The 12,333-nt window shown below is 64.3% G+C and carries 10 protein-coding genes; 7 read left to right on the top strand and 3 right to left on the bottom strand.

The genetic code is table 11. The features are described from left to right. Positions 1-25 precede the first annotated feature (25 nt). The 5 genes from HV753_RS25225 (at position 26) to HV753_RS25205 (ending at position 5,592) form a co-directional block, all read left to right on the top strand. Positions 26-442 (top strand): DUF2946 domain-containing protein, encoded by a 417-nt coding sequence (locus tag HV753_RS25225; protein ID WP_175177324.1) that lies wholly within the window; start codon positions 26-28, stop codon positions 440-442. A gap of 188 nt (positions 443-630) precedes the next feature. After that, positions 631-2,832 (top strand): TonB-dependent receptor, encoded by a 2,202-nt coding sequence (locus HV753_RS25220; protein ID WP_175177323.1) that lies wholly within the window; start codon positions 631-633, stop codon positions 2,830-2,832. A gap of 32 nt (positions 2,833-2,864) precedes the next feature. Further along, the gene (locus HV753_RS25215) at positions 2,865-4,403 is read left to right on the top strand and encodes a PepSY-associated TM helix domain-containing protein (RefSeq protein ID WP_175177322.1); all 1,539 of its coding nucleotides are present in this window, start codon (positions 2,865-2,867) and stop codon (positions 4,401-4,403) included. A 64-nt stretch (positions 4,404-4,467) separates the two neighbouring features. Further along, positions 4,468-4,896 carry an arsenate reductase (glutaredoxin) gene (gene arsC, locus HV753_RS25210; RefSeq protein WP_175177321.1) on the top strand — a complete coding sequence of 143 codons (429 nt, stop codon included), beginning with the start codon at positions 4,468-4,470 and terminating at the stop codon, positions 4,894-4,896. A 90-nt stretch (positions 4,897-4,986) separates the two neighbouring features. Beyond that, on the top strand, positions 4,987-5,592 hold the full coding sequence (locus tag HV753_RS25205; RefSeq protein ID WP_175177320.1) for a phosphatase PAP2 family protein: 606 nt from the start codon (positions 4,987-4,989) through the stop codon (positions 5,590-5,592). Positions 5,593-5,595: 3 nt separating this feature from the next. Here HV753_RS25205 and HV753_RS25200 read toward each other — a convergent pair whose 3' ends face one another. The 3 genes from HV753_RS25200 to HV753_RS25190 form a co-directional block, all read right to left on the bottom strand. Continuing rightward, entirely contained in the window at positions 5,596-6,579 is a 984-nt protein-coding gene (locus tag HV753_RS25200; protein WP_175177319.1) for a Bug family tripartite tricarboxylate transporter substrate binding protein, read from the bottom strand. Between the two features lie 121 nt (positions 6,580-6,700). Continuing rightward, on the bottom strand, positions 6,701-7,786 hold the full coding sequence (locus tag HV753_RS25195; protein WP_175177318.1) for a tartrate dehydrogenase: 1,086 nt from the start codon (positions 7,784-7,786) through the stop codon (positions 6,701-6,703). Between the two features lie 111 nt (positions 7,787-7,897). Further along, positions 7,898-8,422 (bottom strand): methylated-DNA--[protein]-cysteine S-methyltransferase, encoded by a 525-nt coding sequence (locus HV753_RS25190; RefSeq protein ID WP_175177317.1) that lies wholly within the window; start codon positions 8,420-8,422, stop codon positions 7,898-7,900. Positions 8,423-8,565: 143 nt separating this feature from the next. Here HV753_RS25190 and HV753_RS25185 point away from each other — a divergent pair, with 143 nt between their 5' ends. Continuing rightward, entirely contained in the window at positions 8,566-10,011 is a 1,446-nt protein-coding gene (locus HV753_RS25185; protein ID WP_175177316.1) for an AlkA N-terminal domain-containing protein, read from the top strand. A gap of 465 nt (positions 10,012-10,476) precedes the next feature. Continuing rightward, positions 10,477-12,324, top strand: a complete 1,848-nt coding sequence (locus HV753_RS25180) for an alkyl/aryl-sulfatase (protein ID WP_246288393.1) — start codon at positions 10,477-10,479, stop codon at positions 12,322-12,324. Positions 12,325-12,333: the final 9 nt, after the last annotated feature.

The raw sequence follows: 12,333 nt of genomic DNA, 5'->3' as shown, positions 1-12,333 counted from the left end.
ATCTGCTCCGATATAATCCGGCTCCATGTGCTTCGCTTCTTTCCTGACCCGCCCCGCATTGTGGATCGCGCTTGCCGCGATCCTGTGGGCGTCGTTGGCGCCGTCGCTTGCACATGCCCTGAGCCTGTCCCCGGAAGGCCATCACAGCCACCGCATCACCGTCGACTACTGCGTCAGCGAAGGCGGCAGTCAAGGCACGCTGACGCTGGATGTGCCTCACGACGGCAGCGACGACAGCACGCAGGCCGACGCCCATGGCGACGGCCATCATTGCCCGCTTTGCCGTAACCCCCACGCCGACGTGGGCATCTTGCCCGCGCCCGAGCCCGTGCTGCCCGCCCCCGCTGGCCGCGCCATCACGTATCCGCCGCTGTTCTTCCTGGCGGCCAATCCCCTTCATGCCTGGAGCGCGGCCCAGCCGCGCGCACCGCCCGCGAACTAAGCTGGCGCCGTCCCGCCGCCTGCCGGCGGATCGCTTGCGCCTGCCCGCCACGTTGCCGTCGTCGTGTCCCGGCCGCGCGCCTTGCGCGTCCGGACGCGCCGTCATCCAAATCTTCTGCGATCCGCAATGCCCCGCCCCTTTTTCCAGGCGAGGTGCGGGACGCGATGGCCGGTACGCCGGCTCCAGACATGAAAAAAACCACCACGTTCACCTTGCTGCTGGGCGCGCTTGCCAGCGGCTCCGCCCAAGCCCTGACCACGGAACCGGCCGTGGAAACCCTGACGCCGACCACGGTCTACGGCGGCGCGCAGTCAGAACCGGCACCCAACGGCCCCATCAACCTGGACGCTCGCGACAGCACGGGCAGCCGCCTGGGGCTGACTCTGCGTGAAACGCCCGCCAGCGTCACCGTCATTTCTCGCGAACAGATCGACGCGCGCGGTTCGCTGAACACACAAGAGATCGCGCGCGGCATTCCCGGCGTGGACAATGCCGCGCCCCCCGGCAACGCCGGCGCGGTCAGCTATCGCGGCTTCTCCGGCGGCCAGGTGACGCAATTGTTCAACGGCATTTCGGTGCAGTACGACGCCATCGCCGGACGCCCGGTGGACAGTTGGATCTACGACCGCGTTGAGGCCATCGGCGGCCCGTCGACCTTCCTGTTCGGCGCGGGCGCGGTGGGCGGCGCCATCAACTATGTCACCAAGCTGCCCCAGCGCGACACCTTCTACGACGGCCAGTTCCGGCTGGGCTCCTACGACAGCCGCCAGATCTCGGTCGGCCTGAATCAGCAACTGGCCGGCGACCCGGGCGGCCGCGGCCATTATCTGCGCATCGACGCCAACACCGGCTCCAGCCATGGTTGGGTCGACGGCAACCATTCCCGCTCCAGCCAGATCGCGGCCTCGCTGCTGTCCGACCTGGGCGCCGACGTGACCCAGACCTTCGCCTTTGAATATCAGCGCGAACAGGTGGACCGCCCGTACTGGGGCACGCCACTGAAAACGAACGCCAACGGCGTGGTGCAAGGCGCCGGCCGCATCCTGGACGGCACGCGGTTCAAGAACTACAACGTCAACGACGGCCTGTACGAGCAATCCGTGCTGTGGGCGCGATCCATGACGGAATGGCGAGCCAGTTCGGCGCTGACGTTGAAGAACACGCTGTACTACTACCGCGCCGAACGCGATTTCCGCAACCTGGAGAATTACCGCCTCAATGCCGGAAACAGCCTGGTGCTGCGCTCTGGCGCGCTGCTGCAACGGCACGAGCAAAGCCTGCTGGGCAACCGCGTGGAGGGCGTGCTGCGGTCCACCTTGGCCGGCCTGCCCAGCGACTGGTCGTTTGGCGTCGACGTCAGCCAGAACAAAATAACCCGCTATCCCACCAGCCTGCCCGGCCAGGTCGACGCGGTGGATCCCTATGATTTCTCGCCAGGGGATTTCTACGACATTCCCGGCATGAAGCGCGGCCATGTCGCTGACCGCGACAACCGCATCCGCACCCTGGCGCTGACGCTGGAAAACCGCACCGAAGTGCTGCCCGGCGTGGCGATCGTGTCGGCCCTGCGCAAAGACTTCATCGACCTGGATCTGACCAACCGCCGCGCTGTCACCGCCGCGTCGCCCGCGAGTGCGCAGCGCAGCTATTCGCCGTTGACCGGGCGCCTGGGCGTCAACTGGGAGATCAGTCCGGAGGCCTCGCTGTATGCGCAATACGCAACGGCGGCGGATCCCCCGTCAGGCCTGCTGGCCACCGCATCGTTTGCCGACGTGCTGAATAACGACAAGCTCACCACCGGCAGGCAAGCCGAAGTGGGCGGCAAGTTCAACTTCTGGGACGGCCGGGGGGCAGCCACCGTGGCAGTCTATGAGATCAAGCGCAAGAACATGGCCACCTCCGACCCGGACAACCCCGGCGTCAGCGTGCCCGTGGGCGCGCAATCGGCGCGCGGCATCGAGCTGGCTGGCGGCCTGCAATTGACGCCCAAGCTGTCCTTGCAAGGCAACGTGGCCTTCGTGGACCCGACATACGACGATTTCTCGCAATCGGTTGGCGGCGTGGCGGTTTCGCGCAACGGCAATGTGCCCACCAACACGCCTCGACGCATCGCCAACGTCTGGGTGGACTACGCCTTCGTGCCTGACTGGAACGCCAGCCTGGCGGCGCGTTACGTCGGCCGCGTCTACGCGGACGCCGCCAACACGGTCTGGGCGCCGTCCCATACCGTGTTCGATGCCGCGCTGTCGCACCGGATCAACCGCAACCTGAATGTCACGGCCCGCGTGCGCAACCTGACCGACAAGGTCTATGCCGCGAACGCGACGCCGACCATGTACTACCTGGGTGCGCCTCGCTCACTGGAACTGACACTGCAAGCGCGCTTCTGAATGGCGCCCTCAGACCCAAGCAAGGATCCGTCATGACTGCTTCCTCCGCCCATGCTTCCCGGCGGCCTGCCGGGCCGCCGCTGTCCACTCGCGCCAAGCGCTGGCTCTATCTGATCCACCGTTGGTCGGGCATCGTTCTGTGCCTGTTCTTCGCCATGTGGTTTATCAGTGGCGTGGTGATGATGTATGTGGGTTATCCCAAGCTGACGCCGCAGGAACGCCTGACGCATCTGGCGCCGCTGGACGCCGCCGCCATCACCATCACGCCCGCCCAGGCGTTGGCGGCAGCCGGCGCCAGTGCCAACGGCACGCCCGGCCTGAGCCTGGCCGCCACGCGCGGCGGCGCTCCGGTCTATGCGGTTCCCGGCGGCATGCGCGAGGCGCCCAAGGTGGTGGATGCCGCGACGGGCGCCTTGCTGCCGCCCGCCGACGCCGCCATCGCGCAAGCCACTGCTGTTGCCTGGTTTGGCGGCCAGTACGCCGCGCATTATCAAGGCACCGTGGTGGAAGACGTCTACACGCATTCCGGCGCGCTCAAGCCGCACCGCCCGCTGCACCGCGTGGACATGGATGACCCGGACCACACGCGGCTGTATATCTCGTCGGCAACGGGTGCGGTCGTCTTGGACGCCACCCGCAACGAACGCGCCTGGAACTACGTGGGCGCGTGGATCCATTGGCTGTATCCGTTCCGTGGCAATGCGCTGGACCCGTGGTGGCATGACATCGTGGTCTGGCTGTCCGTGGCTGGCGTGCTGGTGGCATTGACGGGCACGGTCGTGGGGATATTGCGCTGGCGCTTTTCCCGCCCCTACGCCAGCGGCAGCCGTTCGCCTTACCGCGAAAACATGATGCGCTGGCATCACCTTAGCGGCCTGCTCTTTGCCGTCATCACCATCACCTGGATATTCAGCGGGCTGATGTCGATGAACCCGTGGAAGGTCTTCACCAGCACCGCCGCGCCGCTGGACCGGGGCACATATTCGGGCGCGGCCGCCGACGTGCCCCTGGCCACCCCGCAAGCCTTGATCGCGGCCCTGGCCACCGCCCCGCGCGAACTGATCTGGACGCGCGCCGCCGGCCAGGACGCCGTGCTGGCGCGCGGCCCGACGGGAGCGCCCCAGGTGCTGTCCGCCACGCAGGCCACGCCCCATGCCTTCGCCGAAGCCAGTCTGCGCGAGGCAGCCGCCCAATTGCTGCCCGGCGCCACGCTGCGGGAAGTGCAGGTGCTGCGCGGCTATGACTTTTATTACTATGGCCGCGACGAACACGCCATGCTGGGCCACATCGAGAAGCCCCTGCCCGTCTGGCGTCTGATCTACGACAACCCGCAGGCCACCTGGGTCTACCTGGACCCGCACACCGGCCAGATCCTGAGCCGCCAGGACCGCGGTGGACGGGTCAGCCGCTGGCTGTTCGCCTTTCTGCATAGTTGGGACTGGACCGGCCTGCTGTCGCGGCGTCCGCTGTGGGACGCCCTGCTGATCATCCTGAGCCTGGGAGGCGTGGCCCTGAGTCTGACCGGCGTGGTCATCGGCTGGCGGCGGCTGGGCAAGAAGCTGCGCGCCTGAGGGCGCATGCCGGATGCACTATGCTCACCCTCTTGCAGACGATTCACCGCATCAAGGAGCCCCCATGTCCGACGTAACCATCTATCACAACCCCAAGTGCGGCACGTCCCGCAATACGCTGGCCATGATCCGCAACGCCGGCATTGAACCGCAGGTAGTGCTGTACCTGGAAACGCCGCCGTCCCGCGCCACCCTGAAGGCGCTGTTCAAGCAAGCCGGCATCAGCGTGCGCGACGCGCTGCGTGAAAAAGGCACGCCTTACCTGGAACTGGGCCTGGACAACGTGTCCCTCCCGGAAGACGCGCTGCTGGACGCCATTGAGCAGCACCCCATCCTGCTCAACCGCCCCTTCGTGTCCACCCCGCTGGGCGCCCGCTTGTGCCGCCCCAGCGAGCTGGTACTGGACATTCTGCCGGCCCCGCAGCAAGGCGCGTTCACGAAGGAAGACGGCGAACTCGTCATCAACGCCGACGGCAAACGCATCCAGAAGTAAAAGCGCGCACTCCGCCGCATTTTGTAAGCGGACTGACGGGAAACCTTTCTATCATCGCGGGTATTGATTATTACGCTGCGATGACGTGTCATGGATTTCCTGGAAAGCATCAACCAGTCCCTTTTTCTTCTGATCAACGCCGACCCGGCCACCCCGGCCTGGCAGATCCACGCCGCCATGCTGGTGGCCAACCAGTTGATCCTGCTGGTGCCGGGCGGGCTGGCCGCCCTGTGGCTTTGGGGCGGCGAAGCCCAGCGCAGCCTGGCGTTGAAGGCGCTGGCGAGCATCGCCGTGGCGCTATTCGTCAGCTATCTGTGCGGCGCGCTCTGGCCGCATCCACGCCCCTTCATGATCGGCCTGGGGCATGCCTTCTTCCCCCATAAGGCGACGTCGTCTTTCCCCAGCAACCACACCATCATCATCGCCACCCTTGCTTGCGCATTGATCTTTGACCGGCGCTGGGCGGGATGGGGCTGGGCGGCGCTGGCGATAGCCGCCGTGGTCGGCACATCGCGCGTCTATCTGGGCGTGCATTTCCCGCTGGATATCGCGGGAGGCCTGATTCTGGCGCCGCTGGCGGCGGGCTTCGCGGTTCCGGTCTGGAACCGCATCGGCACGCCGCTGACACGCGCCATGCAAGGCCTGTATCGCAAGCTGCTGGCGCTACCCATCGCGCGGGGCTGGATCCGCGCCTGACGTTCAATTGATCGCGACCTTCGCGTCCTTCACCAGCTTGGCGTAGTTCTCGGTGTCCGTCCCGATCCGGGCCCGCATCTGGTCCGGCGTGTCACCGATGGGCACCGCGCCAATCTCCGCCATGCGGCGCGAGAAGTCCGGTGACTTGATGATCTTCACCATCTCGGCATTCAGCCGCGCCACCACGTCCTTGGGAACCGCGGCCGGCGCCAGCACGCCGAACCACGTTCCCATGTTGAAGGGCTTGAGCCCCGCTTCCTCCATGGTCGGCACATCAGGCAACGCCGCCGAGCGTTGATCGGTGGTCACGGCCAGCGCGCGCAGCTTGCCGCTTTGGATATGCGCCAGCACCGGCGTGATGGTGTCGAAAGACATGTCGATCTGGCCGCCCAGCAGGTCCGTCGTCAACGGGCCGCTGCCCTTGTAGGGCACATGCAGCAGTTGCACCTTGCCTGCCTGTTCAAACTGCGCGCCGATCAGGTGCTGGCCCGTGCCCATCCCGTTCGAGCCGAAGGTCAGCTTGCCCGGCGCGGCTCGTGCCAACGTCAGCAGTGCCTGCACATTCTTGGCATCCAGCTTCGGGTTGACCACCAGCACATTGGGCACGAGCGCCACGGTGGTCACTGGCGCGAAATCCTTCTGGAAGTCGTAGTGCAGGCTCTTGTACACGCTGGTGGCGATGGTGTGATGCACCGCGCCCATCAGCAGCGTATAGCCATCTGGCGCGGCCTTGGCCACATAATCCGCGCCCAGGGTCGAACCCGCGCCCGGCTTGTTTTCCACCACCACTGGCTGGCCCAGGCTCTTGGCCAGTTCCTGCCCCAGCGCACGCGCCAGCACATCAGTCGTGCCACCGGCCGGAAACGGCACGATCAAGCTGATCGGCCGCGCGGGATAAGACTGCGCCAACACACTGCCGCCAGCCAGCGGCAGGCTCAACAGGCACGCGAACGCCAGGACGCGCGCGCGTAAGGCTTGCTTGGACATGCTTGTCTCCTTGGGATACGAATGGACTTCGCTTCTTCTTGTCTTGCCGCAAGCAGCCTGGGGATCTGCGCCCAAGGTCATGCTTGCGGATACTGCGTCCAGCGTCTGCGATCTCGCTCTTCTACGCCGCCCTGGCCTGCTGGCCCGCCGCCAGTTGGGCGCAGACGGCTGCCGTGACCTGTTCCGTCGTCGCCTGGCCACCCAGGTCGCGAGTGTGCAGCGCCGGGTTTGCGGTCACGCTTTCGATGGCTTGCATCAAGCGCGCGGCAGCCTTGTTTTCGCCCAGATGTTCCAACAGCATGACGACCGACCAGAACGTGCCCACCGGATTCGCCAGGCCCTTGCCCATGATGTCAAAGGCCGATCCGTGGATGGGTTCAAACATCGATGGGTACCGACGCTCGGGATCGATATTGCCCGTGGGCGCGATGCCCAGGCTGCCAGCCAGCGCGGCGGCCAGATCGCTGAGGATATCGGCATGCAGGTTGGTCGCCACAATGGTGTCCAACGATGCCGGACGATTGACCATGCGCGCGGTCGCCGCGTCCACCAGCTCCTTGTCCCAGGACACGTCCGGGAATTCACGGCTGACCTGCACGGCGATCTCGTCCCACATCACCATCGCATGACGTTGCGCGTTCGATTTCGTGACGACGGTCAGCAGTTTGCGCGGGCGCGACTGCGCCAGCTTGAACGCAAAGCGCAGGATGCGTTCCACCCCCGCGCGCGTCATGATCGACACGTCGGTGGCGGCTTCAATGGGATGCCCCTGATGCACGCGGCCGCCCACGCCCGAATACTCGCCTTCCGAGTTCTCGCGCACAATCACCCAGTTCAGTTGTTCAGGCGTGCAGCGCTTGAGCGGCGCATCGATGCCGGGCAGGATGCGCGTGGGACGCACGTTGGCGTACTGGTCGAAGCCCTGGCAGATCTTCAGACGCAGCCCCCACAAGGTGATGTGGTCGGCAATATCGGGGTCCCCCGCCGAACCGAACAGGATCGCGTCCTTGTCGCGCAAGGCGTCCAGGCCATCCGCCGGCATCATCACGCCATGCTTGCGGTAGTAGTCGCCGCCCCAGTCGAAATCCTGAAACTCGAAATGCAAGCCATCCTGCTCGGCCAGCGCTTGCATGATGCGCTGGCCGGCCGGAATCACTTCCTTGCCGATGCCGTCGCCGGGAATGGTTGCGATGCGATAGGTTTTCATGGGCCGACAGGGCTCCTTGCTGATAAGGGTCTGTCGGCACTTTACCCACCGTGGGCGCCCTGGACGGGGCGGAAATTCACAACATCTTTAACCTGGAGTTGAAAGTGGCGGTCAGTGCGCGGAGTGCCTGGCCTCGTGTTCCAGCAGCCAGCGCTTGCGATGCAGCCCGCCGCCATAGCCGGTCAGCGATGCGTTGGCGCCGATCACGCGGTGGCAAGGAATCACGATGCCCACCGGATTGGCCCCATTGGCCAGACCCACGGCACGCACGGCCGTCGGCCGATCGATGCGGCCAGCCAGGCCGCCGTAGCTGACGGTGTGGCCACCCGCGATGCCGCGCAACGCCTGCCAGACCTGTCGCTGGAAGTCCGTGCCGCCCAGCGCCACGGGCAGATCGTTGATGGCCGACACCTCGCCGCCAAAGTAAGCCTCCAGGGCGCGGCGTGCCACCGAGGCCCGGGCGGCGTCCTGCACTTGCACCGCGTCTTTGCCATACTGGCGGCGCAGCAAGGTATGCATGCGCGTTTCATAGTCTTCCCAATCCACCGCGCGCAGTCGTTGCTGTGCATCCGTCAGCACCAGCATCTGGCCAAGCGGCGTGGCAACGCGCTCCAAAGAGAAAATGTGGATCGGCATGGCCGGCTCCCAGTAAGGTCAGTGGGGCCAATATAAATCGCCAGTCAGTGCCGGGCTGGCGGTTTTCGGACACCAGTGTGATCGTCACAACCGTGTCCGAAAACCGCTAGATCCCGTCGCCGGCGCGGCAGTAGTATCGGTTCATGGACCTGAACCACGACGCCTGCTATAGCGCCATCCAAGTGCGCGACACCCGTTACGACGGCCGCTTCTTCACGGCCGTCAAAACGACCGGCATCTATTGCCGCCCGGTCTGCCCGGCCCGCACGCCGCTGTCGAAGAACGTCACGTTCTTTTCCACCGCCGCTGCCGCGCAAGAGGCCGGCTTTCACCCCTGCCTGCGCTGCCGCCCCGAAACCGCGCCCGAACTGGGCCCCGGGCACGAATTGCCCGACAGCGTGGCGCGCGCCCTGCAACTGATCGAACTGGGCGCGCTGGATGACGACGGCGTGGACGCCCTGGCCCAGCGCCTGGGCGTGGGCGAACGCCAGCTGCGCCGCCAGTTCCGGCAGCATCTGGGCGCCTCTCCCGTGGCGGTCGCGCAGACGCGGCGCGTCTTGCTGGCCAAGCAACTTATCCATGAAACCCATTTGCCGATGGCGGAAATCGCCTTCGCCTCGGGCTTTGGCAGCATCCGACGCTTCAATGAGATTTTCCTGGATCTGTTCGGCCGCGCGCCCGGCGAGCTGCGCCGTTCGGAAAAGCCCGAGATCTCCGCCGGCCAGCACGGCGAAATCAAGCTGCTGCTGCGCTATCGCCCGCCCTATGACTGGACCGCCATGCTGGACTTCCTGCGGCTGCGCGCCATTCCGGGCATCGAACAAGTCACTGACGATACCTATGCGCGCACCGTCAGCCTGGACGGACACCAGGGCACCGTGAGCGTGCGCCCCGCCACCGGCAATGCGCTGCAAGTCACCGTGCGCTTTCCCCGGCTGCAAGCACTACCGGCGATCATCGCGCGGGTACGCCGTGTCTTCGACCTGGCCAGCGACCCGATCGCCATCGCGGCTCAATTCGCGGGCGACCCCGTAATGACGGCGCTGATTCAAGCCCGGCCAGGCCTGCGCGTGCCCGGCGCCTGGGACGGCTTCGAGCTGGCGATGCGCGCCGTGCTGGGCCAGCAGATCACGGTGGTCGCGGCCATCCGGCTGGCCGGCAAGCTGGTGGCGGCGCACGGCGCTCCCATGGCGACCCCGGAAGGCGCACTGACGCACGTCTTTCCCGAACCCGGCGTCGTCGCCGTCGCTGAGCTGGCCTCATTGGGCATGCCTCGCAGCCGCGCGGCAACGCTATCCGCCGTTGCCGCGGCAGCGGTCGCCGACAAGCACTTGTTCGACGCAGGCAGCAGCCTGGAAGACGCCATCACCCGGCTACGCCAGATCCGGGGCGTGGGGGAATGGACAGCGCAGTACATCGCCCTGCGCCAGCTGCGCGAACCGGATGCGTTCCCGTCGGCCGATATCGGATTGATCCGCGCGCTGGAGAAACTGGAATCCCGGGAAGTGACGCCCGCGCAATTGTTGGCGCGATCCGAACAATGGCGTCCGTGGCGTGCTTATGCCGCGCAACATTTGTGGACGGCCTAGGGGCCTTGACGGTTATCCAAGCCCAGCCTTGCCCGGGTAGTTCTACTGTCCCGTTTTGGCGTAACTACCCGGGTTCCGCCAATTCCACATTCCATTCAGAGCACATCCAACGATTAACAAAAAGTTTCTATTTTTTTAATATTTGGAAAATTATTTATGGAAAGCGCTACTGAACATCAGTAGTCTTGGCTCAGGCATTTTGCCGAAATTCGGCGCTTTCATGGCGCCGGAATTTCTATTTTTCAACTGCAATACCGCAAATTCCCTTAACTCCCCGAACACTCACGACATCCGACATATATCCCGCTTCAATCTTACCCATGCGTAATTATTGAGAGGTCAGTTATGTTTCAGTCATTCGGCACCAGGTTTGCATTCGCGGTACTTTCGGCAACGCTGATAACGGGAGCCGCGTCAGCGGCGCCCAATGACGCGACAGAGGCCACTCGGCAGGCCAACGACGTATTGGCCAAATATCTTCCTTTCTCCAACAAGCAAGACTTCGAGAATGCAAGACGCGGTTTCATCGCGGACTTGCCCACTCCGACCATTAAAGGCCAGGACGGCAACACGGTCATTGACCTGGCCCAGTACGACTTCCTGAAGCAGGACGGGCCTACGCCCGCCACCGTCAACCCCAGTCTTTGGCGCCAGTCCCAACTGTTGGCGATTCGCGGCCTATTCAAGGTGGTCGACGGCATCTATCAGGTCCGCAACATTGATCTGGCCAATATGACCTTTGTGCGAGGGAAAACAGGGTGGATCGTCATCGATCCCCTGACCTCGACCGAAACCGCCAAGGCCGCCCTGGACCTGATCAACGAAAAGGTCGAAAAGCTCCCGATTTCGGCGGTGATCTTCACGCACTCACACGTGGACCACTTCGCGGGGATACGGGCCATCGTCGATGAAAAGGATGTGCGCGCCGGGAAAATACCGGTGGTTGCGCCCGAAGGCTTCATGGAGGAAGCCGTCAGCGAGAACGTCTTTGCCGGTAACGTCATGAGCCGCCGGGCGTCCTACATGTACGGAAACCTGCTGCCAAAGAATGCGCAGGGCACCGTGGGCGGCGGCCTGGGGCTGACGACGGCCGCGGGAACGATCACGCTGTTTGAACCCAGCAAGATCATCAACAAGACCGGCGAGACGATCACGCTCGATGGCGTCGACATCGTGTTCCAGATGGCGCCCGGTACCGAAGCCCCGGCAGAGATGCTCTTCTATTTCCCGCAGTTCAAGGCCATCGACCTGGCCGAGGACGCGAACCACACGCTGCATAACATCCTGACGCTGCGCGGCGCCAAGGTGCGCAGCGCGCAAAAATGGACGAAAACGCTGGACGAAACCATCGACCTCTGGGGCAAGGATGCGGTTGTCTCTTTTGGTAGCCACCACTGGCCGCAGTGGGGCAATGAGAACGTCGTCGCGCATCTGGAAAAACAGCGCGACCTCTACAAGTACATCAACGACCAGACTTTGCGCATGGCCAATCAAGGCATGACGATGCATGAAATCGCCGACGCTTTCGTGCTGCCCGACAGTTTGGCCAAGGAGTTCTTCAACCGGGGCTATTACGGCGATCTGAAGCACAACGTGCGCGCCACGTATCAGTTGTACTTGGGATTCTGGGACGGCAACCCTGCCAACTTCGACCCGCTTCCTCCCAAGGAAGAGGCCATCAAGTATGTGGAAATGGTAGGCGCCGACAAGATGATCGCGACAGCCAAGGCGGCCTACGACAAGGGCGAATACCGTTGGGCGGCCACCGTCGCGAACAAGGTGGTGTTTGCAGACCCCAAGAATCAGGCGGCGCGCGAGGTCGAGGCAGACGCGCTGGAACAGATGGGCTATCAAGCGGAATCCGGCCCGGCCCGCAACTTCTACTTGTCTGGCGCGCAGGAACTGCGCGGTGGCGTGAAGAAGATGGCCACACCCAACACCAGTTCGCCCGACATCATCCGCGGCATGACCACCGAGATGTTCCTGGACTTCCTGGCGATTCACCTGAACGGCCCCGAGGCGGGTGGCAAGACCTATGCCTACAACCTGAACTTTCCCGACATCAAGCAAAAGTACATCTTGACGGTCAAGAACGGCGTGATGAACTACAGCAAGGACAAGCAGCTGGATAAGGCCGATGGCACGGTCACGCTGAACCGCAGCACGCTGGACGACATCGCGTTGGGCAAGCTGAAACTGGGCAATCTGGCCGATAGTGGTGAAGTGAAGATCGACGGAGACAAAGCCAAATTCAAGGATATGCTGACCAACTTCGATAAGTTCGACTTCTGGTTCACCATTGCCGAACCGTGATCCGTACGT

This window comes from Achromobacter pestifer (genome assembly GCF_902859625.1).
GTDB classification, from domain to species: domain Bacteria; phylum Pseudomonadota; class Gammaproteobacteria; order Burkholderiales; family Burkholderiaceae_B; genus Achromobacter; species Achromobacter pestifer.
Note: the sequence above shows the minus strand (reverse complement) of the source record. Positions and strands in the feature narration are given on the sequence as shown.

Excerpts from the sequence above, each read along its gene's own strand:
- HV753_RS25205 (WP_175177320.1), top strand. The coding sequence starts at position 4,987 with ATGGATTTCCTGGAAAGCATCAACCAGTCCCTTTTTCTTCTGATCAAC.
- HV753_RS25185 (WP_175177316.1), top strand. The coding sequence starts at position 8,566 with ATGGACCTGAACCACGACGCCTGCTATAGCGCCATCCAAGTGCGCGAC.
- HV753_RS25200 (WP_175177319.1), bottom strand. The coding sequence starts at position 6,579 with ATGTCCAAGCAAGCCTTACGCGCGCGCGTCCTGGCGTTCGCGTGCCTG.
- HV753_RS25190 (WP_175177317.1), bottom strand. The coding sequence starts at position 8,422 with ATGCCGATCCACATTTTCTCTTTGGAGCGCGTTGCCACGCCGCTTGGC.
- HV753_RS25215 (WP_175177322.1), top strand. The coding sequence starts at position 2,865 with ATGACTGCTTCCTCCGCCCATGCTTCCCGGCGGCCTGCCGGGCCGCCG.
- HV753_RS25225 (WP_175177324.1), top strand. The coding sequence starts at position 26 with ATGTGCTTCGCTTCTTTCCTGACCCGCCCCGCATTGTGGATCGCGCTT.
- arsC (WP_175177321.1), top strand. The coding sequence starts at position 4,468 with ATGTCCGACGTAACCATCTATCACAACCCCAAGTGCGGCACGTCCCGC.
- HV753_RS25195 (WP_175177318.1), bottom strand. The coding sequence starts at position 7,786 with ATGAAAACCTATCGCATCGCAACCATTCCCGGCGACGGCATCGGCAAG.
- HV753_RS25220 (WP_175177323.1), top strand. The coding sequence starts at position 631 with ATGAAAAAAACCACCACGTTCACCTTGCTGCTGGGCGCGCTTGCCAGC.